The following is a 26,091-nucleotide window of genomic DNA, read 5'->3' on the forward strand; positions in this document are numbered from 1 at the left end:
GACTCATTCTCCGGATCGTCCGTCCCCGTGGGCGGCCTGCTGGGCCTGGTCCAGGATGCCGGGCAGGGCCCCGAGGAAGGCGGCCACCGCGTCGTCGCCGAGGTTCAGCGCGGGCATCAGCCGTACGACGTCGGGGGCGGGCGCGTTCACGAGGAAACCGGCGTCCTGAGCCGCCTGGAGCACCTGCGGCGCGAGCGGCTCGGTGAGCACCATACCGAGGAGCAGGCCCGCGCCCCGGACATGGGCGACCAGCGGGTGGCCGAGGCCCTCGATCCCGCCGCGCAGCTCCGCGCTCTGGCGCTTGACGTTCTCCAGCAGCCCCTCGCCCGCGATGGTGTCGAGGACGGCGAGCCCGGCGGCGCAGGCGACGGGGTTGCCGCCGAAGGTCGTCCCGTGGTGACCGGGCCCGAACAGCTCGGCGGCCCGGCCGAAGGCGACGGTGGCGCCGAGCGGCAGCCCGCCGCCGAGGCCCTTGGCGAGGGTGACCACGTCGGGCAGGACGCCCTCGTGGGCCTGGTACTCGAACCAGTGCCCGGTGCGGCCGATGCCGGTCTGCACCTCGTCGAGGACCAGCAGGGCGCCGGTGGCGGCGGTGATGGCGCGGGCGGCCTTGAGGTAGCCGGGGGGCGGGACGATCACGCCGTTCTCGCCCTGGACCGGTTCGAGGATCACCAGGGCGGTCTCCTCGGTGACCGCGGCGGCCAGCGCCTGCGGGTCGCCGTAGGGCACATGGGTGACGTCGCCGGGCAGCGGCAGGAACGGCTCCTGCTTGCCGGGCTGGCCGGTCAGGGCCAGGGAGCCCATGGTGCGGCCGTGGAAGCCGCCCCGGGTGGCGACCATGTGGGGCCGCCCGGTCAGCCGGCCGATCTTGAAGGCGCCCTCGTTGGCCTCGGCGCCGGAGTTGCAGAAGAAGACCTTGCCGTCGCGCCCGAAGAGCTGGAGGAGCCGCTCGGCCAGGGCGACGGGCTGCTCGGCGACGAAGAGGTTGGAGACGTGGCCGAGGGAGGCGATCTGCCGGGAGACGGCCTCGACGACCGCCGGGTGGGCGTGGCCGAGGGCGTTGACCGCGATGCCGCCGACGAAGTCGAGGTACTCGGTGCCGTCGGCGTCCCAGAGCCTGCTGCCCTCGCCGCGGACCAGGGGCAGGCGCGGCGTGCCGTAGTTGTTCATCAGCGCGCCCTGCCACCGTGTGGTGAGTTCCTCGTTGCTCACGACTCCCCCTGCTCGTTCGGTTCGTTCGGTTCGTTCCGCCCGGTCCGGCCCGGGACGCCCCGCTCGCCGGCCCCGTCGGGCACGACCATGGTGCCGATGCCCTCGTCGGTGAAGATCTCCAGCAGGATCGAGTGCGGGACCCGGCCGTCGATGACGCGGGCGGTGGTGACGCCGTTGCGCACGGCGTGCAGGCACCCCTCCATCTTCGGCACCATGCCGGCCGACAGGTCGGGCAGCAGCTCCTCCAGCTCGGAGGCGGTGAGGCGGCTGATCACCTCGTCCGACTCCGGCCAGTCCTCGTAGAGGCCCTCGACGTCGGTGAGGACCATGAGCGTCTCGGCGCCGAGCGCCGCGGCGAGTGCCGCGGCCGCCGTGTCGGCGTTGACGTTGTAGACGTGGCCGTCGTCCTGCGAGCGGGCGATCGAGGAGACGACCGGGATGCGGCCGTCGGCGAGCAGCGCCTCGATGGCGCCGGTGTCGATCGCGGTGATCTCACCGACCCGGCCGATGTCGACGCGTTCGCCGTCGATCTCGGGCCGGTGCCGGGTGGCGGTGATGGTGTGCGCGTCCTCGCCGGTGAGCCCGACGGCGAACGGGCCGTGCTGGTTGAGCAGCCCGACCAGCTCGCGCTGCACCTGCCCGGCGAGCACCATGCGCACGACGTCCATGGCCTCCTCGGTGGTGACGCGCAGGCCGGACTTGAACTCGCTGACGATGCCGTGCCGGTCGAGGGCGGCGCTGATCTGCGGGCCGCCGCCGTGCACGACGACGGGGTTGAGCCCGGCGTGGCGCAGGAAGACGACGTCCTGGGCGAAGGCGGCCTTGAGGTCCTCGTTCACCATGGCGTTGCCGCCGAACTTGATGACGACGGTGCGGCCGTGGTGGCGGGTGAGCCAGGGCAGGGCCTCGATGAGGATGCGGGCCTTCGGCAGGGCGGTGTGCTTGCGGGTGCTCATGAGGAATACGCGCTGTTCTCGTGGACGTAGTCGGCGGTGAGGTCGTTGGTCCAGATGGTCGCGGTGGCGTCGCCGGCGGCGAGGTCGGCGACGATGTGCACCTCGCGGTAGCGCATGTCGACGAGCTCGCGGTCCTCGCCCACCCCGCCGTCCTTGCAGACCCACACGCCGTTGATGGCGACGGCCAGCCGGTCCGGTTCGAAGGCGGCGGAGGTGGTGCCGATGGCGGACAGCACCCGGCCCCAGTTGGGGTCCTCGCCGTGGACCGCGCACTTGAGCAGGTTGTTGCGGGCGATGGAGCGGCCCACCTCGACGGCGTCGTCCTCGGTCGCGGCGTTGACCACCTCGATCCGGATGTCCTTGCTGGCGCCCTCGGCGTCCCGGACGAGCTGCTGCCCAAGGTCGTCGCAGACGGCGCGCACGGCCTCGGCGAAGTCGGCCTGCCCGGGGGTGACGCCGGAGGCGCCGGAGGCGAGCAGGAGCACCGTGTCGTTGGTGGACATGCAGCCGTCGGAGTCGACGCGGTCGAAGGTGACGCGGGTGGCGTCGCGCAGCGCCGCGTCCAGGGCGTCGCCGCCGAGGTCGGCGTCGGTGGTGAGGACGACGAGCATGGTGGCGAGGCCGGGCGCGAGCATGCCGGCGCCCTTGGCCATGCCGCCGACCGTCCAGCCGTCCCGGGTGACGACGGACGTCTTGTGCACGGTGTCGGTGGTCTTGATGGCGATGGCGGCCTTCTCGCCGCCGTGCTCGGAGAGCTGCGCGGCCGCGCTCTCCACGCCGGGGAGCAGCCTGTCCATCGGGAGCGGGACGCCGATCAGCCCGGTGGAGCAGACGGCGACCTGGCCCGCGCCGGTGCCGAGGACCGCGGCGGCCCGCTCGGCGGTGGCGTGGGTGTCCTGGAAGCCCTTGGGACCGGTGCAGGCGTTGGCACCGCCGGAGTTGAGGACGACGGCGGTCACCTCGCCGCCCTTGAGGACCTGCTCGGACCAGAGGACGGGGGCGGCCTTGACGCGGTTGGAGGTGAAGACGCCCGCGGCGGCGCGGCGGGGGCCGGTGTTGACCACGAGGGCCAGGTCGGGGTTGCCGCTCTCCTTGATCCCGGCGGCGATCCCCGCCGCCGTGAATCCCTGTGCTGCCGTCACACTCACGGCGCGACTCCGATCGTCGTCAGCCCGGTGGCCTCGTCGAGGCCGAGGGCGAGATTCATGCTCTGGACGGCACCGCCCGCGGTGCCCTTGGTCAGGTTGTCGATGGCGCTGATGGCGATGATCCGGTGCGTGGCGGCGTCGTACGCGACCTGCACCTGAACGGCGTTGGAAGCGTGGACGGACGCCGTCGCCGGCCACTGGCCCTCGGGCAGGAGGCGGACGAACGGCTCGTCGGCGTACGCCTTCTCGTAGGCGGCGCGGACGGCCTCGGCGGTGACGCCGGGCTTCGCCGTGGCGGTGCAGGTGGCGAGGATGCCCCGGGGCATGGGGGCGAGCGTCGGGGTGAAGGAGACGGTGACCGGCTCGCCCGCCACCGCGCCGAGGTTCTGGATCATCTCGGGGGTGTGGCGGTGGCCGCCGCCGACGCCGTAGGGCGACATGGAGCCCATGACCTCGCTGCCCAGCAGGTGCGGCTTGGCCGCCTTGCCCGCGCCGGAGGTGCCGGAGGCGGCGACGATCACGGCCTCCGGCTCGGCCAGGGCGGCGGCGTAGGCCGGGAACAGCGCCAGGGTGACGGCGGTCGGGTAGCAACCGGGCACCGCGATGCGCTTGGACCCCTCCAGCGCGGCGCGGGCGCCCGGCAGTTCGGGAAGGCCGTAGGGCCAGGTGCCGGCGTGCGGGGAGCCGTAGAACCTCTCCCAGTCGGCGGCGTCCTTCAGCCGGAAGTCGGCGCCCATGTCGACGACGAGCACATCCGGGCCGAGCTGCTCCGCGACGGCGGCGGACTGTCCGTGCGGCAGGGCGAGGAAGACCACGTCGTGCCCGGCGAGGACCTCGGTCGTCGTGGGCTCCAGCACGCGGTCGGCCAGTGGCGCCAGATGCGGCTGGAGCGCGCCGAGCCGCTGTCCCGCGTTGGAGTTCCCGGTCAGGGCGCCGATCTCGACCCCGGGGTGCGCGAGCAGCAGACGCAGCAGCTCCCCTCCCGCGTACCCACTGGCCCCGGCAACCGCCGCACGTACCGCCATGAGAAAACCCTCCTCCTCGATGGCATGACTATACGTACCGACGCAGGTTTATGCAACGAGTTCTGGTGCGGGGCCGTGCCGGACCGGCGGCGGGCCCTCCGGCGCCGCCGGGCGGGGAAGGGCTCGGCGCGGCGGGGGCGGCGGGGCGCGGTGGGGCGGGGCGCGGCGGGATGTCAGTGGTTGCTCCGGGGGGTGCGGGGGCGGGGCACGGGCGGTGGCCGGCCGGTCCGGCGTTCGAACGTTGCTCCGGGGGGTGCGGGGGCGGGGCGGGGGTGTCGGCCGGGCGCGGGCCGGGCCGTACACCGTCGTGGGGGCGCGGATCCGGTCGGCGAGCAGGCGGCCCGCCGCGGCGGCCGTGCCCCGGCACACCGGCCCCGCCGTCCGGGGCCCACCGCCGGGCGGGAGAATCGGCGCCGTCACCACCGACCCCCGGAGGCCCCGTGGACGCCGACACCGCCGACATCGCCGAGTTCGCCGAGCTGTCCGCCGAGCGGCCGCCCGCCGCCGTGCCCGTGGACTGGGCGGCGGTCGAGGCATGGCTCGGCACACGGCTGCCGGACGACTACCGGCGGCTCGCCAACCGGTACGGCCCCCTGGACTTCGGGCGCTTCCTCTGGGTCCACGTTCCCTGCGCCCAGGACGGCCGCTTCGACTACGGCGACTGGCTGCGCGCGATCCACCGCGAGACCCGCATCGCCCTGCGCGACCTGCCCGCCGGAGAGCGCCGCCCCGTCCATCCCGAGCCGGGCGGGCTGCTGGCCTGGGGGTACACCCGCGCCACCGACGTCCTCTTCTGGGACACCTCGGTCTCCGCCGACCCCGACGCGTGGACGGTCGTCGTCCGGCACCGGGACGGCGTCCCCGGCGGCACACCGGCCCCCTGGCAGGCGTACGACCTCACGCTCACCGCGTATCTGCGGCAGGCCGTCCGCGCCGACCCGGACCCCGCCGCGCCGGTCCGCCCCCTGCCCGGCGTCTTCGCGCGCACCGCCTTCCTGCCGGCGGCCGCCTCCTGGACCCCGCCGGAGCCGGTGCCCCCGCGCCTCACCGAGGACGAGCGGCGCGTCGCCCTGGAGACCGGCACCGGCCTCGACGCCCTGCGCCTGCTCACCCCGCCGCCCGCGCGCCCCCACCTCGGGGACGGGGACTGGGAGCGGACGGCCGGGGCGCTGGGTCTCGCCCTCCCCCGGGAGTACGTGCGGCTGATGGAGACGTACGGGGCGGGCTGCTGGAGCGGATGGCTCTGCTTCCCCCCGCCGCTGGGCGCCCCCGGCCGGGACCTGGCGACCCACGCCGAGGAGATCCTGGCGGGGTACGAGGTGCTGCGGGCCGACGGCCCCGAGGACTTCCCGCTCGTCACCTGGCCCGAGCCCGGCGGCTTCCTGCCCTTCGCCCACACCGTCGACGGCGACCACCTCGGCTGGCTCACCACGGGCGACGACCCCGACGCCTGGCCGCTGACCGTCTGGCCCCGCCACGCCGACCAGGGACCGCCCCTGGAGCAGGGGCTGACCGACACCCTGCTGCGCTGGCAGCGCGGCCGCCTCTCGACCACCGGGCTGTACGCCCCGGACGAGGAGGACGACCCCGTCGAGTGCGCCCGGTTCACGCCCTGGCCGGGCCGGACGGACTGAGCCGCGCCGCCTCCGGCACCATGGTCACCGGGCCGCGCCCCCGCGCGGCGGAGGGAGGCCGCACCGGATGGACGGACACTGGCCGGTACCGGACGTACTGGCGTATCTGACGGGCCGCTGGCACACCCGGCGGACGGTGCGGGACCTCGCGGGCGACGTGACCGGCCGCTTCGAGGGCACCACCGTGTTCGAGGCGGCGGCGGACGGAGAACTGCTCTGGCGCGAGTCCGGCGCCCTCACCTGGCGGGGTGGGACCCGCCCCGCCGGCAGGACCCTGCGCTGCACGGCGGGCGGCGCGCCCGGCACGGCCGAGGTCCGCTTCGCCGACGGGCGCCCCTTCCACACCCTGGACCTCGGCACGGGGCACCACGTCGCCGAACACCCCTGCGCCGCCGACCGCTACCGGGGCGAGTTCACCGTCCGTGACCGGGACCACTGGCACCTGGTGTGGCGGGTGCGCGGCCCGGCCAAGGACCTGCTGCTGAGCACCGGCTACACCCGTGAGAACTGAGCGGCGGCACCGTCGAGGCGCAGGCTCCAGCGGCCCGCGCCGCCCGCCACGGTGGTCGCCGACAGCGGGCGGACGTCCAGGTTCCAGTAGCTCGACGGCGGTGCCTTCAGCGCGTAGACCAGCGCCGCCCGGATCACCGAGGGCTCGGCCACGGCCACCAGCCGTCCGCCGTCCTCGCCGGGCCGGGTGTCCAGCCAGCCGCCGATCCGGGTGATGAACCCGAGCAGCGGTTCGCCCCCGTGCGGGGCGGAGCGCGGGTCCGCCAGCCAGGCGTCCACCGCCGCCGGTTCCCTGGCCATGGCCTCCCCGAGCGTCAGTCCCCGCCAGCGGCCCATGTCGCACTCCCGCAGGGCGGGCTGGAGCAGCGGGGCGTAGCCGAGGGCGTCCCCGGTGGCCCGGCTGCGCGGGGTCGGCGAGCAGTAGCGCAGCTCGGCGGCCGAGAAGTACGGCAGGTCCGGCGCCGCGCGCAGCACCTCCTGCCGGCCGGCCCCGTCCAGCGGCCGGTCGTCCCCGAAGCGTTCCGCGAGCAGCGGGGAGCTGCGCGCCGCCGCGACGAACGTGACCCGAAGCGCCATGCCGTGATGGTGGGCCCCGGGGAGGGGCCGGTCAAGGGGTGCCGCCGGCGGGTGACTTGGCGTGGCGCGGGGGTCACGGGGCGAAGGGGAGCAGCATCCATTCGCCGGGCCGCTCCAGCGGCGCGAAGCCCAGCTTCTCGTAGACCCCGTGCGCGTCGTGGGTGGCGAGCAGGATGCGGCGCGGCCCGTACGGCCGCAGGTGGTCGCGGACGGCGGCGACGAGTGCTCCGCCGAGGCCCTTGCCGCGGACCGCCCGGTCGACGTAGACGTCGCAGAGGTAGGCGAAGGTCTCCAGGTCCGTGACGACCCGCGCGTACGCCGCCTGCTCCCCCGACACGGTGTCGTAGACCCCGAAGTTGAGGGAGTTGGCGATGGCCCGGTCCTGCTTGTCGCGGGGGCGGCCGAGCGCCCAGTAGGCGTCGGTGGAGAGCCAGTGGTGGACCCGGTCGGCGTCGAGGCGGCCGGGGTCGGTGGATATCTCGTAGCCCTCGGGGAGGGCCGGCGTGTCGGTCATGGCGAGAGGTTCCCAGCGCGGGGCGGGCGGCGTCGAGCGGTTATCGGCTCATCCGCGTGTCTCCCGCCAGGCGGTGCCGAGCCGCCGTACACCCTCCGCGATCTCCGCGGCCCCGGCCACCGCGGCGAAGCCCAACCGCAGGTGGGGGGCGGGGGGTTCGGCGCTGAAGTACGGGCGGCCCGGGGCGACCGCGACGCCCGCGCGCAGGGCCGCCGCCGCGAGGGCTGCCTCGTCGGTGCCGTCCGGCAGGCGCGGCCAGAGGTGGTAGCCGCCGGACGGGACGTGGGCCGGGGCGAACTCGGGCAGGCCGCCGCGCAGCGCGGCGGTCATGGCCTCCCGGCGGGCCCTCAGCTCCGCGGAGACGGCGCGCAGATGGCGCGGCCAGGCGGGCGAGCCGACCAGTTCCAGCGCCGCCTCCTGGAGGGGCCGGGGCACGAAGAAGGTGTCGACGACCTGGATGGCCCGCAGCCGTTCCAGCACCGGGCCCCGGGCGGCGAGGGCGCTCACCCGGAAGCTGGGCGAGGTGGCCTTGGTCAGCGAGGCGACGTGGACGACGACGCCGTCGGGGTCGTCGGCGGCGAGCGGGCTCGGCAGCGGCCCCGCGTCCTCGTGGACCATGCGCCGGGCGAAGTCGTCCTCGACCACGAAGGCGCCGGCCGCGCGGGCGATGCGCAGCACTTCGGTGCGCCGGTGGGGGGCGAGCACGGCGCCGGTCGGGTTCTGGAAGAGGGGCTGGGAGACGAACACCCGGGCGCCGCTCGCCCGGAACGCCTCGGCGAGCAGGCCGGGGCGGACGCCGTCCGCGTCGACCGGCACCGGGACCGGGCGGAGGCCGGAGGCGTGGGCGATGGCCAGCATGCCCGGGTAGGTGGGCGACTCGACGAGGACGGGGGCGCCGGGCGGTGCCAGCGCCCTCAGGGCGGTGGTCAGGGCGGCCTGGCCGCCCGCGGTGACCAGGACCTCGGCGGCGGTGACGGTGCCCCCGATGCCGCGCGCGAACCACTCCCGCAGCTCCGGCAGCCCCTCCATGGGCGGCCGGCCCCAGGCTCCGGGACGCCGCCCCGCCCGGGACAGCGCCGCGGCCATGGCCCGCTCGGGCTGCATCGAGGGGTGCAGATAGCCGCCGTTGAACTCGATGACACCGGGCGGCGGCCCGGCCAGCGAGGCGAGGACCCCGGAGGCGTCCACGGAGCGCGGTACGAGGTCGGCGGCGCCGTCGGCGCTGAGGGCGACCTCCTGCCAGGAGGTGTCCCCGGCGGGAGCCGCGGCGGGGTGCGGCTCGGCGCGGAAGGCCCCGGCGCCGGGCCGGGTGACGACCAGCCCCTCGGCGGCGAGCCGGGCCAGCGCGCGCGAGACGGTCACCGGGCTCACCCGGTGGCGCTCGACGAGGGCCCGGCTGGACGGCAGCTTCTCCCCGGGGGAGTAGCGGTCCAGCTCCCTGCGGAGGACACCGGCCAGCTCGGCCACACTGCTACGCTCGTTCATGAGAGCACAGAGTAGCGCTACCGACTCCCGGACGATATCGGTCGGCACCCGCGCCCCCGGCCGTGCGGCGGGCCCGGACGGACCGGCCGGGGGCACCGCGACCTCCTCCTTCGGCACGGCCCAGGCCGCGCTCGGCGTCCTCGCCTTCTCCCTCACCTTCCCCGCCACCGTCTGGGGCCTGGAGGGCTTCGGCCCCTGGTCGCTGGTCGCGGTGCGCAGTGTGCTCGCGGCGGTGCTGGCGGGCGGCTGCCTGCTGGTGCTGCGGGCCCCGCTGCCCGAGCGGCGCCACCTGCCGGGGCTGGCCGTGGTGGCCGCCGGGGTGGTGCTGGGCTTCCCCCTGCTGACCACGCTCGCGCTGCGGACCTCCACCACCGCGCACGCCGCCGTCGTGGTCGGCCTGCTGCCGCTGACGACCGCGCTGCTGTCCGCGCTGCGCGTGGGCGCCCGGCCCCCGCGTGCCTTCTGGGCCGCCGCCTGCGCGGGCGCCGCGGCCGTGGCCGCCTTCACCGTCGCCCAGAGCGGGGGCGCGCTCACGGTGGCCGACGCGTATCTCTTCGGGGCGCTGCTGGTGTGCGCCGCCGGATACACCGAGGGCGGTCGGCTGGCCCGGGTGATGCCGGGCTGGCGGGTCATCGGCTGGGCCCTGGTGCTGTCCCTGCCGCTGACCGTGCCGCTCACCGCGGTGGCCCTGGCGCACGAGCCGGTGCGGCTGACCGCGCACGGCGTGGCCGGGCTGCTGTGGGTGGCCGCCGGATCGCAGTTCCTCGGCCTGGTGTTCTGGTACCGGGGCATGGCCGCCGTCGGCATCCCCCGGGCCAGCCAGTTGCAGCTCGCCCAGCCGCTGCTCACACTGGTGTGGTCGGTACTTCTCCTGGGCGAGCAGCTGACGGTGGCCGCGCCGCTGACGGCCGTGGCGGTGCTGGTGTGCATCGCGGTCACCCAGCGGGCCCGGGGGTGAGCGGCAGACACACGAGGAGGCCTCACAGATGCGCGCATCCAAGGGCGACGAACTGGTCCAGCACGGCCGCGTGGTGGGCGAGCACGACAAGGTCGCGGAGATCGTCGAGGTGATGGGTCCGCGGGGCGGTCCCCCGTACCGCGTCCGCTTCCAGGACGGGCACGAGGCCGTCTGCTCCCCGGGGCCCGACTCCGAGATCAGGCACCGCGAGATGCGGACGTGACCGGCGGGGCCCGACCGGCCGGCGCGGATCAGCGGGGCGGGTCCACGGCCCCCCGGTAGTGGTCGGCGGTGACCCGCGCCATCGCGCCGATCCGGTCCTCGGCGGCCTCCCGCGCCGCGAAGAAGACGTGCCCCCGCACCTCCGGGGTGCGGGTGGCCAGGGCAAGGTGCCGGGAAAGCTCCGCCGGGTCCTGCCAGGCGGCGGACTGCGCCGGGTCCCCGGCCTTGTACAGCGCCTCCCCCACGTACAGGCGCGTCCGGCTGCCCTCGGCGACGCCCGACCACCAGTCGAGCAGCGTGGCGTAGTCGGCGTCGGGGCGGCCGATCTCCCAGTAGAGCTGCGGCACGACGTAGTCGATCCAGCCCTCCCGGACCCAGGTGCGGGTGTCCGCGTGGAGGTCGTCGTAGGACTGGACGCCGGCGGCGGTGTCGGAGCCGCGCGGATCGGTGGCCGCGTTGCGCCACACCCCGAAGGGGCTGACGCCGAAGCGGGCGGCCGGCCGGGTGGCCCTCAGCCGCGCCGCCGTCTCGCGCACCAGCCGGTTCACATTGTCCCGCCGCCAGTCCGCCCGGGTGGCGAAGCCCGCCCCGTGGACCCGGTGGGAGGCGTCGTCGTCGAAGCGCCGCCCCGCCACGGGGTACGGGTAGAAGTAGTCGTCGAAGTGGACGCCGTCCACCGCGTAGCGCTCCACCGCGTCGAAGACCGCGTCCAGCACGAAGGCGCGCACCTCGGGGCGGCCCGGGTCGTAGTACAGCCCGCCCCCGTACGGCACGACCCAGTCGGGGTGCTCGCGCGCGGGATGCGAGGGCAGCAGACGCGCCGGGTCGTCGTCGAGGGCGACCCGGTAGGGGTTGAACCAGGCGTGCAGTTCCAGTCCGCGGGCGTGGGCCTCCCGCACGGCGGTGTCCAGCGGGTCCCAGGCCGGATCGCGGCCCTGGCTGCCGGACAGGTACGAGGACCACGGCTCCACCGCCGACGGCCACAGGGCGTCGGCGGTGGGCCGCACCTGGAGGAACACCGCGTTCAGCCCGCGGCGGACGGCGGTGTCGAGGTGCGCGAGCAGCTCGGCGCGCTGCTCCCCCGGCCGCAGACCCGCGCGGCTCGGCCAGTCCCGGTTCGCCACGGTGGCCAGCCACATGCCCCGCATCCCGGTGCCGGCGTGGTGCCCCGCGCTCCGCGGTCCCCGGCCGCGGAGGGAGGCGGACGGGGCGGAGGCCGACACGATGCCGGGCGGCATCGCGACCGCCGACAGCGCCGCCACCGCGAAGGCCCGACGTGACACCCGGCCCATGACACCACCTCCGTGACGTTGCCCACACATCCGGTGACTCTCCGGACACAGCCCCTCAGCATGCCCCACCCGGAGGCCCGATCCACGGCTCATCGGAGGTAACGTGCTCGATCGGAGCAGGCGCCGGAGACCCCGGCAAGGTCTGCTGCCACCGCCGTGGACCAGCGAAAGGGACGATGTGACCGGCACCTCGGGAGATATCGCACGCGTGGGCGTGGTGGGCTGTGGGCAGATGGGGGCGGGCATCGCGGAGGTGTGCGCCCGCTCCGGACTGGAAGTGAAGGTCGCGGAGACCACGGGCGAGGCACTGGAGATCGGTCGCACCCGGCTGTTCAACTCCCTCACCAAGGCCGCCGCGCGCGGCAAGATCACCGAGGAGGAGCTGGAGGCGGCCCAGGCCCGGCTGACCTTCACCACCGACCTCGGCGAGTTCGCCGACCGCGACCTCGTCATCGAGGCGGTCGTCGAGAGCGAGCAGGTCAAGACCGAGATCTTCCAGGTCCTCGATCAGGTCGTGACCCGGCCGGACGCGATCCTGGCCTCGAACACCTCCTCCATCCCGCTGGTGAGGCTGGCGGTCGCCACCTCGCGGCCCGACCACGTTATCGGCATCCACTTCTTCAACCCGGCCCCCGTGCAGCAGCTCGTCGAGCTGATCCCGGCGCTGACCACGTCGGAGGGCACGCTCGGCCGGGCGCAGCTCTTCACGGAGAAGGTGCTCGGCAAGCACGCCATCCGCGCCCAGGACCGGTCCGGCTTCGTGGTGAACGCGCTGCTGATCCCGTACCTGCTCTCCGCGGTCCGGATGTTCGAGTCGGGCATCGCGAGCCGTGAGGACATCGACAACGGCATGGAGCTGGGCTGCGCCCACCCGATGGGCCCGCTGAAGCTCTCCGACCTGATCGGCCTGGACACGGTCGCCTCGGTCGCCCATTCGATGTACGAGGAGTTCAAGGAGCCGCTGTACGCCGCTCCCCCGCTGCTCCAGCGCATGGTCGACGCGGGCCGTCTGGGCCGGAAGAGCGGCTCGGGCTTCTACAGCTACGGCTGACGGCGGGCGAGGCCGGCCGGTCTCGGGGGGGGGACCCCTCGCGCGAAATACGTGAGCAGATGACCCCGAACCGTCCATGAGCCGCTCATAAGAGCGGCCATGGAACATTCGGGCGCCGGATGCTCACGTATTTTTCTCTCCGCACACCACCACGCGGCCCCCGCGCCCGGAACGAAGGAGCGGGGGAACCGGAGATCCGGTTCCCCCGCTCCTCGCGTACTCCGCTAGGCTCGCAGCACCGCGCCCGTGCGCTCACCCGCGAGCGCCACCGCCGCGTCGCGCGCGGCCGAGGCCTCGTCGACGGTCAGGGTGCGGTCCGCCGCGCGGAAGCGCAGCGCGTACGCCAGCGACCGGCGGCCCTCGCCGAGCTGCTCCGCGTTGTCGTAGACGTCGAACAGCCGGATGGACTCCAGCAGCTCGCCCGCGCCCTCGCGCAGCGCCGCCTCGACCTCCGCCGCGGGGACGAAGGTGTCGACGACCAGGGCCACGTCCTGGGTGGCGACGGGGAAGGTGGAGATGCCCGGCGCCCGCGGGGTGTCGTCGCCGACGCTCTCCAGGGCGTCGAGGTCCAGCTCCATCGCACAGGTGCGCGCGGGCAGGCCGAGGTTCTTCAGCACCCTCGGGTGCAGCTCACCGGCGTGGCCGATGATCCGCTCCGTGCCGTCGGCCGTGACGGTCAGCTCGGCGCAGCGGCCGGGGTGCCAGGGCCCGTACTGGCCCTTGCGCACGCCCAGTTCGGCACCGGCCTCGCGGGCGACGGTCCGGGCGGCCTCGATCGCGTCGGCCCAGTCGGCGGGACGGCCGGCGCCCCACCAGCCGCTCTGCTCACGGGCGCCGGCCAGCACGACGGCGACGTGCCGCGGCTGGAGGGGCAGCGCGGCGTCCAGCGCGGCCAGGTCCTCGGCGCTGGGGCGCCGCTCGACGGACGGCCGGGCGGCGGGCCCGCCCCCGTCGCGCGGGTGGAAGACCAGTCCGGTCTCGAACAGGGCCAGGTCGTGGGCGCCCCGCCCGTCGTTGCGGCGCAGCGCGGTGAGCAGTCCCGGCAGCAGCGAGGTCCGCAGCGCGGGCTCCTCGTCGTTGAGCGGGTTGGCCAGCCGGACGACCCGGCGGGCCGGGTCGTCGGCGTCCAGGCCGAGCTGGTCGAAGACCTGCTCGGACACGAACGGGTAGTTCGGCGCCTCCACGTATCCGGCGCCGGCCAGCGCCCGTCCGACCCGGCGGTGCAGCCGCTGCCGGTGGGTCAGGCCGCGGCCCGCCCGGGGCCGGGGCAGCGTGGAGGGAAGCTCCTCGTAGCCCTCCAGCCGGATGACCTCCTCGGCGAGGTCGTTCGGCTCGGCCAGGTCGGGCCGCCAGGACGGGACGGTGACGGTCAGCTCGTCCTGCCCGTACACGTCGCAGCCGACCTGCTGGAGGCGGCGCACCACGGTCTCGCGGCCGTAGGTGACGCCGGCGACCCGGTCGGGGTGGTCGGCGGCCATGGCGACCGTGCGGGGCGCGGAGGGGGCGCTGACCTCGGTGACACCGGCCTCGGCGGTGCCCCCGGCGAGCAGCACCAGCAGGTCCACGGTGCGCTGCGCGGCGGCGGCCGCGGCCCGCGGGTCGACGCCGCGCTCGAAGCGGCGGGACGCCTCGGAGGACAGCTTGTGGCGGCGGGCGGTACGCGCGATGGCGACCGCGTCGAAGTGGGCGGCCTCGATGACGACGTCGCTGGTGGCGTTCTCCAGGTCGGCGTGGTCCGCGATCTCGGTGTTGGCGCCGCCCATGACCCCGGCGAGGCCGATGGGCCCGCGCTCGTCGGTGATGACGAGGTCCCCGGCGTCGAGGGTGCGGGCGACCCCGTCGAGGGTGGTGAGCTTCTCGCCCGCCCGGGCCCGGCGGACACCGATGGTGCCCTGCACGAGACCGCGGTCGTAGGCGTGCAGGGGCTGGCCCAGCTCCATCATCACGTAGTTGATGACGTCGACGGCGAGGGAGATCGGGCGCATGCCGACCTTCTGGAGCCGGCGCTGGAGCCAGATCGGGGAACGGGCCTCGGGGCTGAGCCCGGTCACCGTGCGGGCGGTGAAGCGGTCGCAGCCGGCGGGGTCGTCGACCGTCACCGGGTAGCCGTAGGCGTTGGGGGCGGGCACGTCGAGCAGGGCCGGGTCGCGCAGCGGCAGGCCGTAGGCGATGGCGGCCTCCCGGGCGACACCGCGCAGGGACAGGCAGTCGCCGCGGTTGGCGGTGACGGCGATGTCCAGGACGTCGTCGACGAGTTCGAGCAGCTCGACGGCGTCCTTGCCGACCTCGGTCTCGGGCGGCAGCACGATGATGCCGTGCGTGCCGTCGTCGCCCATGCCCAGCTCCTCGCCGGAGCAGATCATGCCGTGCGAGACCTTGCCGTAGGTCTTGCGGGCGCTGATGCCGAAGCCGCCGGGCAGGGTGGCGCCGGGGAGGACCACGACGACCTTGTCGCCGACGGCGAAGTTGCGGGCTCCGCAGACGATCTCCTGCGGCTCACCGGTGCCGTTGGCCGTGCCGACGTCGACGGTGCAGAAGCGGATGGGCTTCTTGAAGCCCTCCAGCTCCTCGATGGTGCGCACCTGCCCCACCACGAGGGGGCCCTTCAGGTCGGCGCCGAGGTGCTCGACGGCCTCGACCTCCAGCCCGGCCGAAATCAGCTTGGCCTGCACGTCGCGGCCGGTCACGGTGGCCGGCAGGTCGACGTACTCCCGCAGCCAGGAAAGCGGGACCCGCATCAGATCTCCATCCCGAACGGCCGGGTGAACCGGATGTCACCCTCGACCATGTCTCGCATGTCATCGACGTTGTGGCGGAACATCAGCATCCGCTCGATGCCGAACCCGAAGGCGAATCCGCTGTACCTCTCCGGGTCGATGCCGCAGGCGGTGAGGACCCGGGGGTTGACCATGCCGCAGCCGCCCAGCTCGATCCAGCCCTCGCTGGAGCAGGTGCGGCAGGGCCGGTCGGGGTTGCCGACGGAGGCGCCCCGGCAGACGTAGCAGAGCATGTCCATCTCGGCGGACGGCTCGGTGAAGGGGAAGAAGTTGGGCCGCAGCCGGGTCTTCATCTCCGCGCCGAACAGGGACTGGACCATGTGGTCCAGGGTGCCCTTGAGGTCCGTCATGGTGAGGCCCTCGTCGACGGCGAGCAGCTCGACCTGGTGGAAGACCGGGGTGTGGGTGGCGTCCAGCTCGTCGGTGCGGTACACGCGGCCGGGGCAGATCACGTAGACCGGCAGTTCCCGGTCGAGCGCGGAGCGGATCTGCACGGGCGAGGTGTGGGTGCGCAGCACGACGCCGGAGTCGGTGCCGCCGTCCGGGTCCCGGACGAAGAAGGTGTCGGCCTCGCCGCGGGCCGGGTGGTCGGGGCCGATGTTGAGGGCGTCGAAGTTGAACCACTCGGCCTCGGCCTCGGGGCCCTCGGCGACCTCGTAGCCCATCGCGACGAAGATGTCCTCGATGCGCTCGGAGAGCGTGGTGAGCGGGTGGCGGGCGCCGGCCGGTACGCGGTCGTAGGGCAGGGTGACGTCCACCGCCTCCTCGACCAGGACACGGGCGTCGCGCTCGGCCTCCAGTTCGCTCTGGCGGGCGGCGAGGGCCTTGTTCACGGCGCCGCGCGCCTGGCCGACGCGTTTGCCGGCCTCGGCCTTGGCCTGCGGGGGCAGGGCGCCGATCTCGCGGTTGGCGAGCGCCAGCGGGGAGGCCCCGCCGGTGTGGGCGACCTTGGCCTCCTGGAGGGCGTCGAGGGAGTCCGCGGCGGCGAAGGCGGCGAGCGCCTCGTCCCGCATGCGCTCGATCTCTTCCGGTTTCAACGCCTCGACCTCGACAGGGTCGTACGACTTATTCGGTGCCGACATCTCTTCCCGTGCTTCCGATTGGCTGACTGGAACGCCCCGTCCGCCGTCCGGAGACGCGCTGTCCGCGGAGCTGGACGCAAAGGTGCCAAAGACCGAGTCTAACGGGGCGGCGGAACGCGATCGTGCCCGTGGGGTCCGCGGTCTCTCAGGTGAGGTACGCGGGAATCGCCACGGGCAGGGTAAATCGGAACTCGGCGCCGCCGGCGGGGGCGCGGCCGACGGTGATGGTGCCGCCGTGGGCCTCGACGATGCCCTTGACGATGTAGAGGCCGAGTCCGGTGCCGCCGCGCTTGCTGCCCCTCCAGAAGCGGGTGAAGACGCGGTTCATGGACTCCTCCGGGATGCCGGGCCCCTCGTCGCTCACCGTGACCGACGTGCCGGTGTCCTCGCCCTCCCGGGGGGACGCCGCGGCCGTGATGTCAATGGTGACGGTTCCCTCGCCGTGGCGCACCGCGTTTTCCAGGAGGTTGCTGAGGACCTGGTCGACCTTGTCGGGGTCGGCCCAGAGGGCGGGCAGCGGCTGGGCGAGGCGGAGGAGGAAGCGGTCGGCCGGCTGTCCGGCGGCGACGTAGGCCTGGATGTGGCGGCTGACGGCGGCGCCGATGTCGACGGGCTGGCGGCGCACCTCCAGCCGTCCGGAGTCGATGCGGGAGATGTCGAGCAGTTCCGCGATGAGCCGGGTGACGCGGTCGGCGTCGGCGTCGACGGTCTCCAGCATCAGGCGCTTCTGGTCGTCGGTGAACCGGTCCCACTTGGCGAGCAGGGTGGCGGTGAAGCCCTTGACGGAGGTGAGCGGGGAGCGCAGCTCGTGGGCGACGGTGGCGATGAGTTCGGCGTGGCTGCGCTCGGTGCGCCGGCGGGCGTCGGTGTCGCGCAGGGTGACGACGACGCGGTGGACGGGGCCGGTGGGGCCGGTGCGCACGTAGCGGGCGGCGACGAGGACCTCGCGGCCGCCGGGCAGGAGCAGGTTCCGTTCGGGCTGGCGGACGCGGATGGCGAGGCCGCCGTAGGGGTCGGTGAGCTGCCACCAGCGGCGGCCCTCCAGGTCCTCTAACGGGAGGACCGTCTCCAGGGGGCGGCCGAGGGCGTCCCCGGCGGCGACGGCGGTGATGCGGGCGGCCGCCGCGTTGAAGCGGATCACCCGCCCGTGCTCGTCGGCGACGACGAGGCCGTCGGGCAGCTCGTCGGCGTCGAGGCAGGGGTCGGTCCCGTGGTCGTCCGCGTCGCCGGGTGCACGGGGAGCGGGCGGGCGCACCGCCCGGTGTGCCTCCGGTGCGCTGCTCGTGCCGACGCTCATTCCCGCACCCCACCTCTCATCTGTTCAAGTGGGCCCCTGAGCTGGTCACCCTACTAGCTCTCGGTGACGGAGCGGCACCCTCCGGCGGCGCGCTGTGCACGGGCGGAGGCGTAGAGGCAGACGGCGGCGGCGGTGGCGAGGTTCAGGCTCTCGGCCCGGCCGTGGATCGGGACGCGGACGACGGCGTCGGCGAGGGCCCGGGTCTCCTCGGGCAGCCCCCACGCCTCGTTGCCGAAGACCCAGGCGGTGGGGACGCCCATGGTGCCGGCGTCCAGTTCGGCGTCGAGGTCGTCGTCGCCCGCGCCGTCGGCGGCGAGCACCCGGACGCCCGCCGCGCGCAGTCCGGCCACGGCCTGTTCGACGGGGACGCCGACGGCGACCGGGAGGTGGAACAGGGAGCCGACGGAGGCGCGGACGGCCTTGGGGTTGTACAGGTCGACGGAGGCGTCGGTGAGGACGACGGCCTCGGCCCCGGCGGCGTCGGCGCAGCGCAGCACGGTGCCGGCGTTGCCCGGGTCGCGGACGTGGGCGAGAACGGCGACGAGCCGGGGGCGGGCGGCGAGGACGGTGGCGAAGGGGGTGTCCAGGAAGCGGCAGACCCCGACCAGCCCCTGGGGGGTGACGGTGGTGGAGATGTCCTCGATGACCTGCTCGGTGGCGAGGTGGACGCGGGCGCCCGCGGCGTCGGCGGCGTCGACGATGTCCGTGTAGCGGGCGGCGGCCTCGGCGGTGGTGAAGAGGTCCACGAGGGTGGCGGTGCCGCGGACCCGGTGTCCGGCGGCCTCCCGGACGGCCTGCGGGCCCTCGGCGAGGAACAGCCGTTCCTTGCCGCGGAAGTTCCGCCGGGCCAGCCGCCGCGCGGCGGTCACCCGGGGCGAGCGGGGGGAAATCGGCTCGGGACCGGCGGGCGCCATCTCTTCCATCACCTTCACAAGTATCCAGACCAGGAGAAAGCTTCACCTGCGGCACGGGGGAACACCCTCCGCGCAGCAGAGGACCCGCAGGGCGTCAGCACCTGCGGGTCCTCTGCCCGGCCCCCAGTGCCTCTCGTCTGGATCATGCCGGGCTCGCGGGCCCTGGCCCGATCCAAACGAAAGACCCTAGTCCGAGCGCGGTGTCACGCGGCCTTCGGCGCGTTCACGTCGCTCGGGAGCGCCTTCTGCGCGACCTCGACGAGCGCCGCGAAGGCACCCGCGTCGTTCACGGCCAGCTCGGCGAGGATCTTGCGGTCGACCTCGACGTTGGCGGCCTTCAGGCCCTGGATGAAGCGGTTGTACGTGATGCCGTTGGCGCGGGCAGCGGCGTTGATGCGCTGGATCCACAGCTGACGGAAGTCGCCCTTGCGCTTCTTGCGGTCGTTGTAGTTGTAGACCAGCGAGTGGGTGACCTGCTCCTTGGCCTTGCGGTACAGGCGCGAACGCTGACCACGGTAGCCGGAGGCCTGCTCGAGGATCGCCCGGCGCTTCTTGTGGGCGTTGACTGCCCGCTTGACGCGTGCCACTTAGTTACTCCTTGTAGCGGGGCCGCGGTGATCCTCACGCGGCCCGGTATCGAATGGGTCCCGGTCCTGCCGTACGGCGCTCAGTGGCGCCCGTACGTCACTTGCCGAGAAGCTTCTTGATCTTCGCGGCGTCGCCCGGGGCCATCTCGGCGTTGCCGGTGAGGCGGCGCGTCACGCGGGACGACTTGTGCTCAAGCAGGTGGCGCTTGCCGGCGCGCTCACGGAGCACCTTGCCGGAGCCGGTGATCTTGAAGCGCTTGCTGGCACCGCTGTGCGACTTGTTCTTCGGCATAGCGCCGTACTCTCCTCGTCGGTGGCGCTCCGGTGCCCGGTCGTGAAACCGGGCACGGTGGAGCGTCGTTCTTGAATCGGTTGTCCAGGGGCCGGAGCCCCCGGGGTCACGCCTCCGCGGAAGCCCCCGCCGGAGCCTCGACCTCGGCCTCGTCCTCGGCGGTGTCCGTCGCGGGCGCCGTGTCGGCGGCGTCGGCGGCGTTCTGCGACTTGCCGGGGTTGGCCTTGGCGTCGGCCTTGCGGGCCTCCTGCGCCTGACGGGCCTCGGCCATGGCCTCGGTCTTCTTCTTGTGCGGACCGAGAACCATGATCATGTTGCGGCCGTCCTGCTTCGGGTTCGACTCGATGAACCCGAGGTCCTGGACGTCCTCCGCGAGGCGCTGCAGCAGCCGGTAGCCGAGCTCCGGCCGGGACTGCTCGCGACCGCGGAACATGATCGTGATCTTGACCTTGTCGCCCTGCTTGAGGAACCGGACGACGTGACCCTTCTTGGTGTCATAGTCGTGCGGGTCGATCTTCGGCCGGAGCTTCATCTCCTTGATGACCGTGTGCGCCTGGTTCTTGCGCGCCTCACGGGCCTTCATGGCCGACTCGTACTTGAACTTCCCGTAGTCCATGAGCTTGCACACGGGCGGACGGGCGTTCGCCGCCACCTCGACGAGGTCGAGGTCGTACTCCTGCGCAAGCTCCAGGGCCTTGGCAAGCGGGACAATCCCGACCTGCTCGCCGCTGGGACCGACAAGTCGCACCTCGGGAACGCGAATCCGGTCGTTGATGCGGGGCTCGGCGCTGATGGATCCTCCTCGGTAGCACCACGCGACGGTCTGGCGGACAGCCGCGTAACGTCTCTGTTCGTTGGACCTGACCGGGCCGGCACACAAAAAATGCCCCGGACGGTCACAGGCGGGGCTCCTCGAACTGCTACCGGAGCACCACCACGACAGCCGCGGGGCGCGCTTTCGGGCCGGTCACCGCCTCGGGGACGGGACCGCCTGACCGGAGACCCGCCGTCCCGGGGGACGGTCGGGTGGGAGTTCGAAGCCTCCACTTGTGGGCCGGATCCGCTGCCCGTGGGCGCGCGACTCCGACCGGTCGTTACACAAGGTTAGCAGCTCGGGAACGCGTGCGCGAACCCCGGGACGCACCCGGTCCTGCTGTCAAGGGGGCGGGCCGGTGGCCCTATCGTGAACGGCATGAGTGAGACCTCCCCTGAGACGCCCGACTTCGACGCCATGGCCCGCGACATCGCCGAGGTCCCGGCGGTCGAGGTGATCGTGACGGTCGCCGTCAACCTGATGAGCGCCGCCGCCGTGAAGCTCGGTCTGTCCGAGGAGGGCGAGGAGCACAAGGACCTGGACGAGGCCCGCAAGCTGGTGCACGCGCTGGCCGGCCTGCTGGACGCGAGCACGACCGAGATCAGCTCCTTCCACGCGGCGCCGCTGCGCGACGGGCTGAAGTCGCTCCAGCTCGCCTTCCGCGAGGCGTCGCTGGTGCCGGACGAGCCGGGCAAGGGGCCGGGCGAGAAGTACACCGGCCCGCTCTACGCCTGATCCCCCTCGGCCTCTCCCCCGTACGCGTCGCCCGCGTCATCCCCGCACGTACAAGGGCTCGCCCGGTGGCGTCGCCCCGGCCGGCAGCAGTGCCAGGTCGAGGCCGCGCACCAGGCGGGCCCTCAGCGTCTCGTCGGCGGCCAGCCGTCCCGCGACGGCGCGGGCGGCCTCGGCGGGGGCCGCGGCCGGGTCGAGGACGAGGGCGAGGATGCCGTCGGCCTGTCCCGGACCGAGGTGGGCGCGCAGGACGGCGGGCTCGGCGGCGACGGCCCCGCGCACGGCCTCCACGACGGCGGGGTCGGTCAGCGGGTCGGTGCTGGTGCGGCCCTCGGCCAGGGCCGTCAGCGCGGGCCCGGTCAGTTCGAAGGGCACCGGTCCGGCCAGGTCCAGGACGATGGTGTCGGCCTTCTCGTGGGCGGCGGCCCGCAACGCCTGGTGCAGCGGCACGGCGACGGGGCGGGCCCCCGGGTCCCAGCGGGCCAGGGCGTCGGTCGAGGTGAAGGCGGGCAGCGCGGTGCGGCCGTCGGCCTTGAGCGTCGGGACGGCCATGTCGCTGGTCTTCTCGCGGCGCAGCCCGTTCCCGTCCTCCTCGACCTCGCCGAGGACCGCGACCACGGGGACGAGCAGCCGGGTGCCCTTCAGTGCCCGCAGCACCGGTGCGACGGCAGTGCGGTCCGCGGCCCAGGCGGCGAGGGCCGCGCCGAGCCGGGGGTCGGCGGAGCCGTCGTCGTCGGAATAGGCGGAGTCGGGGATGTTCTTGTTCGCCACGGTTCCCGAGCCTATCGGGGGACGGGCGGCGGCCCGCACCGGCCTCCCGGTCCCGGGGCGGCCGGGAGTCCGGGCGAGGGCCTGGCGGGCGGGGCCGGCGGTGGTGGGCCTCAGTGGTCGTCGGAGGGCTCGCGCCGGGTGCGCCAGAGGACGCCGGCCGCGGCGATCAGGACGGCGCCCGCGCCGCCCGCCAGCGGGGCGGTCCAGGCGGCGGGCCCCTCGTCGGGGGCTGCCTCGCGCGGTCCGGACCCGAAGTACGGCGCCCCGTACGCCGCGGTCCCCGGCGTCCTCGGCGACAGCCGCCCGGCGGCCCCGATGGCGGCGGCGGGGTCGACGAGGCCGAAGCCCCGGGAGTCGTCCCGGCCGCCCTCGGGGGCGTTGCGGGCGGTCTCCTCCAGGACGGTCCTGATCTGGGCGGGGCTCAGCCCGGGGTGGGCCGATTTGACGAGCGCGACGGCGCCGGAGACGAAGGCGGAGGCGGCGCTGGTGCCCCAGCCCTCGTAGTAGCGGTGGTCGGGATCGGCGATGATCACGTCGACGCCGGGCGCGCTGACGGAGGCGTACCAGCGGCGGGTGGAGAAGGCGGCGCGGGTGCCGTACCGGTCGACGGCGGTGGCGGCGATCACCCCGGGGTAGGCGGCCGGGTAGGAGACGTGGTCGCCCTTCTCACCGCCGTTTCCGGCCGAGGCGACCACGACCACGTCCTTGGCCAGGGCGTACTGGATGGCCTCGTCCTCGGCGGCCTCGGGGTGGGCGGAGGCGGAGTCGTCGCCCAGGGAGAGGTTGATGACGTCGGCGCCGTGGTCGGCGGCCCAGCGGATGCCCTCGGCCAGGGCGTTGCCCCGGGTCTTGCGGGCGTTGGCGCGTGAGGGGTCGCCGTCCTCCAGGATCACGCGGACGGGCAGGATCCTCGCCTCGGGGGCGACCCCCATGACGCCCTCGGAGTTGCCGGGCCCGTGGCCGTGGCCCGCGATGATCCCGGCCATGGCGGTGCCGTGCCGGGCCCAGGAGCGCTCGCCCCGGCGGGCGCCGAAGCCGACCAGGTCGCGGCCGGTGAGGACGTTGCCGACGAGGTCGGGGTGGTCCGCCTCGACACCGGTGTCCAGGACGGCGACGGTGACCCCGGCGCCCCTGGTGGTGCGCCACGCCTCCTCGGTGTGCAGGGCGGTCAGCCCCCACTGCTTGGCCCGTATGCCGTCGGCGTGCGCGGCGGGGGCCGGGGCGAGCAGGAGGGCGCCGGCCAGCAGCAGGGCGACGGCGGCGCGGCGCCCGGTGGCGTGGGCCGCGGGGGTCCCGGGGGCGGCCCGGCGGCCGGTGCGGGGGGTCACCCGGGCGGTTCCGTGGCCGCGTCGACCCGCTGGCGCAGCCGTCGTTCGACGCGGTCGGCGAGGCCCCGCGCCTCGTGGCCGAGCCCGGCCTGGGCGGTGGCGGTGGCGGCGCCGGTCCGCAGGGCCTCCCCGGCGGGGACGGGCCGCTCGACGGCGCGGCCGTCGGCCCAGCCGGAGACGGCGTAGACGACGACGGGGGCGTCGGTGAGGACGGAGACGGTCCAGGAGGCGCGCTGGCCCGGGCCGAACCGCGCGGCGCCGGTGCCCCGGGCGGCGTACGGCATCGGGACGTGGTCGGCGCGCCCGGTGAGCTCCTCCCGTTCGAACCGCCGCGCGAGGGTGCTCATGGCGGCGGCGTCGCCCTCGGTGAAGAGCAGGCCGACGGTGGTGACGTGGCTCCGGGTGGCGTCGGTGTAGGTGGCGCGCAGCAGGCGGGCGCAGCCGACCGGGGCGAGGGCCCTGGCGAGCGGGGGGTCGAAGGCGCCCGCGCAGCCGCTGTCGGGGGCGACGGCGATCCGGGTCCAGGTGCGGTCGGCCCCGCCGGGGCCCGCGCCCCGGCCCGCGAGGGTGGGCGGGAAGATCCGGTCGACGGGGACGCTGTGCCACAGCTCCCCGGCGGCGGTGAAGGCGCTGCGGGCCGCTCCGTCGCCGTTCCCGGCGGAGAGCCGGTTCCCGGTGAGCGCGCCGGTGAGCAGGGCGAGCCCGAGGACGAGGCAGACGGCCGCGGCGACGGCCCGGGGCCGCAACCGGGCTCCGAGCCGCCGGGGCCGGGCCAGGCGGCCGTCGTACCCCTCGGGTTCGCCGAGGGACACGGACCACAGCGGGGCGGCGTCGGGGTCCGGCAGGGGGCGGGCGGCCCGCACCCGATGGGCCCGGGTACCGGAGCCCCGGGGCTCCGGGGCGCCGAAGGGGTACGGGCCGTGGGGGCCGGTGGCCTCGGGCCCAGGGGTGCGGAGGCCGGTGCCGGGACTGCCGGAGGTGCCGGAGGTGGCAGCTCGGCTCGGTGCGTACGGCGCGGGAGCGGGCGGGGCGCTCCGGCGGGCGACCGGGGCGGCGTCGGGGCGGGGGGACGGCAACGGGGCGGAGGGGCGGCGCGGCACGGGGGCACGCTCGCCGCCGGGCGGGGCGCCGCCGTCGCGCCCGGCGGCCCGGGGAGCGGTGGCGTCCTGCCGGGGGCGCCGGCCCTCGGCGGGCGGGGCGACGGGGGTGGGGGGACGGGCCGGAGCGGTGGCCCGGGAGGATACGGCGGCCCCGGGCGCGGCGGACCGGCCGTCCGCCACCGGAGCGGAACCGGAGCGGCCCACGGGCCGGGGGCGCCGCATTCCCGGGGTGTCCCGGATGTCCGGGGTGCCGTGCGCACCCGGTCCCGGCGGCACCGGGCGGGCGCCGTGGGACGGAGGGACGGAGGGGCGGCGCGGCGTGGGAGCGTCCGTCGTCGCCCCCTCCGTGCGGCTCCCCGGCGGCGGGGCGCCCCGGTCGCGCCCGGCGGTCGGCGGGGCGTCGGGGAAGCGGGCGGAGGCGGGGGGCGGCGGGGGCGCGGCGGGTGGGCCGTGGCGGTCGCCGGGCGGGGCGCCGCCGGGACCGGGCCACGGGGCGCCGTCCCGCGCGGGGCCGTCGGAGGTGCCGGGGTCCCCGGGGGTGCCGCAGTCACCCGGCGCGGCGGGGTTCCTGGGGGTGCCGGAGCCGCCCGGCGCGGCGGGGTCCCCGGGGATACCGGAGCCGTCGGGGGTGGGACGACCTCCGGAGGCGCTCCGCGTGTCCGGAGCCCGGGGCGGCCGTCCCGGGGCGGTGGCCCCGGGGACCGCGCGGTCCCCGGGAGGGGCGGCGGGGGTCCGGCCGTCCCCGCCGGACGCGCCGGTGGCCGGGGGCCGGTCCGGGCGGGGCGGTACCCCGGGACCGGGAGGCGCGGGGGGACGCGGCGCGTCCGGGGGCGACGGGAGGGCGACGGGTGCCGGCCCCGCCGCGCGGAGGACCGGGCGGCCGTCCCGGGCCGTCGGTATGCCACCGGCCACGGCGCCCGGCGGAGCCTCGGCGCCCGTGAGGGCGGCGGGCAGCGCCCCTCGCGACGGCGGTACGGCCGGGGACCCGGCACCGGAGGCGGACCCGGAGCCGGGGCAAGCCCCTGCTTCCCGTCCGCCGGAGACCACTTCTTCCCGTCCGCCGGAGGCCACCCGGACCGCAGGGACCGCAGGGACCGCAGGGACCGCCCGGACCGCCGGGACCGCCGACGAGCCCACGGGGCCGCCGCCCGGCCGGGCCCCCGCACCGGCGGAGCCGGTCGGCCGGGGCGGAACGGCCGAGGACGACCGGCCGACGGCAGGACGCCCGCGGGCCCCCTCCGCCGCGGCCCCGGGAACCGCGCGGCCGTCCGCGCCCGCAGGCCCACCGACGACCGGAGCGGCCGGAGCGACCGGCACAGCCGCAGTGGCCGGAGTGACCGGAGTGACCGGAGTGACCGGGGTGACCGAACCGATCGGAGTGGCCGGCGCGGCCGGAGCGCCAGCCCCGGGGGACGCCCCGGAGCACGGCGAAGTAGAAGTACCGGAACCGGGGCCCCGCTCCCCCCTCGCACCCGCGTCGGGGCAGCCGCCCGGGCCCGTCGGCGGGCCGCCGACAGCGGCACCCGGCAGGGACACGGCACCGGAACCGGGGGACGCCGGCAGCGGAGGGGTGGTGGTGTTCGCGTGTGGCGGGAGGGCGGTGCGGCGCGCGTTGGTGGTCATGCACCCCCCGTTTCCCCGGGCCCGGCCGTCTCCGGCGCGGGCCGCTGCTCCACCGCCCCCGGCCCGGCGCGGAGTGGCCGTCCGGGCACGCATACCCGCGCCGACGGACCGTCATCCCGGCGCGGATTCCCGGGAGAACCCCGCCCGGGGCCGTTCCGCCGCGCGTGCGCGTCACTCTACGGCGTGCCCCG

At 75.4% G+C, this 26,091-nt stretch carries 24 protein-coding genes; 6 read left to right on the forward strand and 18 right to left on the reverse strand.

Annotated features, from left to right (window positions below; translation table 11 throughout):
- Positions 1 to 3: 3 nt before the first annotated feature.
- From ACZ7LB_RS17130 to argC, 4 genes are read right to left on the reverse strand one after another with little or no spacing between them, the layout of a single operon-like run.
- Positions 4 to 1,212, reverse strand: a complete 1,209-nt coding sequence (locus tag ACZ7LB_RS17130; RefSeq protein ID WP_471468965.1) for an acetylornithine transaminase — start codon at positions 1,210 to 1,212, stop codon at positions 4 to 6.
- A complete protein-coding gene (gene argB / locus ACZ7LB_RS17135) occupies positions 1,209 to 2,168 on the reverse strand; it encodes an acetylglutamate kinase (RefSeq protein ID WP_471468967.1) in 960 nt (319 codons plus the stop codon). Before argB ends, ACZ7LB_RS17130 begins: the two co-directional genes overlap by 4 nt.
- Positions 2,165 to 3,316, reverse strand: a complete 1,152-nt coding sequence (argJ, locus tag ACZ7LB_RS17140; protein ID WP_471468969.1) for a bifunctional glutamate N-acetyltransferase/amino-acid acetyltransferase ArgJ — start codon at positions 3,314 to 3,316, stop codon at positions 2,165 to 2,167. Before argJ ends, argB begins: the two co-directional genes overlap by 4 nt.
- Complete coding sequence (gene argC / locus ACZ7LB_RS17145) at positions 3,313 to 4,341, reverse strand: N-acetyl-gamma-glutamyl-phosphate reductase (protein WP_471468971.1); 1,029 nt, start codon at positions 4,339 to 4,341, stop codon at positions 3,313 to 3,315. Before argC ends, argJ begins: the two co-directional genes overlap by 4 nt.
- A gap of 440 nt (positions 4,342 to 4,781) precedes the next feature.
- Between argC and ACZ7LB_RS17150 the strand changes: the two genes are divergently transcribed.
- Complete coding sequence (locus ACZ7LB_RS17150; protein ID WP_471468973.1) at positions 4,782 to 5,975, forward strand: SMI1/KNR4 family protein; 1,194 nt, start codon at positions 4,782 to 4,784, stop codon at positions 5,973 to 5,975.
- Positions 5,976 to 6,042: 67 nt separating this feature from the next.
- Positions 6,043 to 6,486, forward strand: coding sequence for a DUF6314 family protein (locus ACZ7LB_RS17155; RefSeq protein WP_471468975.1), 444 nt, complete (start codon positions 6,043 to 6,045; stop codon positions 6,484 to 6,486).
- Here ACZ7LB_RS17155 and ACZ7LB_RS17160 read toward each other — a convergent pair.
- The 3 genes from ACZ7LB_RS17160 to ACZ7LB_RS17170 form a co-directional block, all read right to left on the reverse strand.
- Positions 6,468 to 7,061 (reverse strand): histidine phosphatase family protein, encoded by a 594-nt coding sequence (locus ACZ7LB_RS17160; RefSeq protein ID WP_471468977.1) that lies wholly within the window; start codon positions 7,059 to 7,061, stop codon positions 6,468 to 6,470. The genes ACZ7LB_RS17155 and ACZ7LB_RS17160 overlap by 19 nt on opposite strands.
- A 73-nt stretch (positions 7,062 to 7,134) precedes the next feature.
- A complete protein-coding gene (locus tag ACZ7LB_RS17165; protein WP_471468979.1) occupies positions 7,135 to 7,575 on the reverse strand; it encodes a GNAT family N-acetyltransferase in 441 nt (146 codons plus the stop codon).
- A 48-nt stretch (positions 7,576 to 7,623) separates the two neighbouring features.
- Positions 7,624 to 9,060 carry an aminotransferase-like domain-containing protein gene (locus tag ACZ7LB_RS17170; protein WP_471468981.1) on the reverse strand — a complete coding sequence of 479 codons (1,437 nt, stop codon included), beginning with the start codon at positions 9,058 to 9,060 and terminating at the stop codon, positions 7,624 to 7,626.
- Between ACZ7LB_RS17170 and ACZ7LB_RS17175 the strand changes: the two genes are divergently transcribed.
- Both ACZ7LB_RS17175 and ACZ7LB_RS17180 read left to right on the forward strand, forming a co-directional pair.
- A complete protein-coding gene (locus ACZ7LB_RS17175; RefSeq protein WP_471468983.1) occupies positions 9,059 to 10,018 on the forward strand; it encodes a DMT family transporter in 960 nt (319 codons plus the stop codon). The two genes, ACZ7LB_RS17170 and ACZ7LB_RS17175, sit on opposite strands and share 2 nt — an antisense overlap.
- 28 nt (positions 10,019 to 10,046) lie before the next feature.
- Positions 10,047 to 10,241, forward strand: coding sequence for a DUF1918 domain-containing protein (locus tag ACZ7LB_RS17180; protein WP_161228128.1), 195 nt, complete (start codon positions 10,047 to 10,049; stop codon positions 10,239 to 10,241).
- 28 nt (positions 10,242 to 10,269) lie between these two features.
- Here ACZ7LB_RS17180 and ACZ7LB_RS17185 read toward each other — a convergent pair whose 3' ends face one another.
- The gene (locus ACZ7LB_RS17185) at positions 10,270 to 11,532 is read right to left on the reverse strand and encodes a glycoside hydrolase family 10-like protein (RefSeq protein WP_471468985.1); all 1,263 of its coding nucleotides are present in this window, start codon (positions 11,530 to 11,532) and stop codon (positions 10,270 to 10,272) included.
- Positions 11,533 to 11,710: 178 nt separating this feature from the next.
- Here ACZ7LB_RS17185 and ACZ7LB_RS17190 point away from each other — a divergent pair, with 178 nt between their 5' ends.
- Positions 11,711 to 12,583: a 3-hydroxybutyryl-CoA dehydrogenase gene (locus tag ACZ7LB_RS17190; RefSeq protein WP_471468986.1), complete on the forward strand. Its 873-nt coding sequence runs from the start codon at positions 11,711 to 11,713 to the stop codon at positions 12,581 to 12,583.
- Positions 12,584 to 12,807: 224 nt separating this feature from the next.
- Here ACZ7LB_RS17190 and pheT read toward each other — a convergent pair whose 3' ends face one another.
- From pheT to infC, 7 genes are all read right to left on the reverse strand, one after another.
- Positions 12,808 to 15,321, reverse strand: a complete 2,514-nt coding sequence (gene pheT / locus ACZ7LB_RS17195) for a phenylalanine--tRNA ligase subunit beta (RefSeq protein ID WP_471468988.1) — start codon at positions 15,319 to 15,321, stop codon at positions 12,808 to 12,810.
- Entirely contained in the window at positions 15,321 to 16,442 is a 1,122-nt protein-coding gene (pheS, locus tag ACZ7LB_RS17200; protein ID WP_471468989.1) for a phenylalanine--tRNA ligase subunit alpha, read from the reverse strand. Before pheS ends, pheT begins: the two co-directional genes overlap by 1 nt.
- A 145-nt stretch (positions 16,443 to 16,587) precedes the next feature.
- A complete protein-coding gene (locus ACZ7LB_RS17205) occupies positions 16,588 to 17,739 on the reverse strand; it encodes a sensor histidine kinase (RefSeq protein WP_471468991.1) in 1,152 nt (383 codons plus the stop codon).
- 53 nt (positions 17,740 to 17,792) lie between these two features.
- Positions 17,793 to 18,653, reverse strand: coding sequence for a TrmH family RNA methyltransferase (locus ACZ7LB_RS17210; RefSeq protein ID WP_471469202.1), 861 nt, complete (start codon positions 18,651 to 18,653; stop codon positions 17,793 to 17,795).
- A 203-nt stretch (positions 18,654 to 18,856) separates the two neighbouring features.
- Positions 18,857 to 19,240: a 50S ribosomal protein L20 gene (gene rplT, locus ACZ7LB_RS17215; protein ID WP_004002577.1), complete on the reverse strand. Its 384-nt coding sequence runs from the start codon at positions 19,238 to 19,240 to the stop codon at positions 18,857 to 18,859.
- Between the two features lie 97 nt (positions 19,241 to 19,337).
- On the reverse strand, positions 19,338 to 19,532 hold the full coding sequence (gene rpmI, locus ACZ7LB_RS17220; RefSeq protein WP_003977225.1) for a 50S ribosomal protein L35: 195 nt from the start codon (positions 19,530 to 19,532) through the stop codon (positions 19,338 to 19,340).
- A gap of 106 nt (positions 19,533 to 19,638) precedes the next feature.
- A complete protein-coding gene (gene infC / locus ACZ7LB_RS17225; protein ID WP_471469204.1) occupies positions 19,639 to 20,325 on the reverse strand; it encodes a translation initiation factor IF-3 in 687 nt (228 codons plus the stop codon).
- Between the two features lie 399 nt (positions 20,326 to 20,724).
- Here infC and ACZ7LB_RS17230 point away from each other — a divergent pair, with 399 nt between their 5' ends.
- Positions 20,725 to 21,081, forward strand: coding sequence for a DUF1844 domain-containing protein (locus ACZ7LB_RS17230; RefSeq protein WP_471468992.1), 357 nt, complete (start codon positions 20,725 to 20,727; stop codon positions 21,079 to 21,081).
- Positions 21,082 to 21,117: 36 nt separating this feature from the next.
- On the opposite strand, the gene ACZ7LB_RS17235 is transcribed toward ACZ7LB_RS17230, so the two are convergent.
- The 3 genes from ACZ7LB_RS17235 to ACZ7LB_RS17245 all read right to left on the reverse strand — a co-directional run bounded on the left by ACZ7LB_RS17235 (position 21,118) and on the right by ACZ7LB_RS17245 (position 23,989).
- Entirely contained in the window at positions 21,118 to 21,849 is a 732-nt protein-coding gene (locus ACZ7LB_RS17235) for an SseB family protein (RefSeq protein ID WP_471468994.1), read from the reverse strand.
- Between the two features lie 110 nt (positions 21,850 to 21,959).
- The gene (gene mycP, locus ACZ7LB_RS17240; RefSeq protein WP_471468995.1) at positions 21,960 to 23,177 is read right to left on the reverse strand and encodes a type VII secretion-associated serine protease mycosin; all 1,218 of its coding nucleotides are present in this window, start codon (positions 23,175 to 23,177) and stop codon (positions 21,960 to 21,962) included.
- Positions 23,174 to 23,989: a hypothetical protein gene (locus ACZ7LB_RS17245; RefSeq protein ID WP_471468996.1), complete on the reverse strand. Its 816-nt coding sequence runs from the start codon at positions 23,987 to 23,989 to the stop codon at positions 23,174 to 23,176. The genes mycP and ACZ7LB_RS17245 overlap by 4 nt, the downstream gene beginning before the upstream one ends.
- Positions 23,990 to 26,091 lie beyond the last annotated feature (2,102 nt).

Source organism: Streptomyces sp. NPDC107521 (assembly GCF_055598485.1).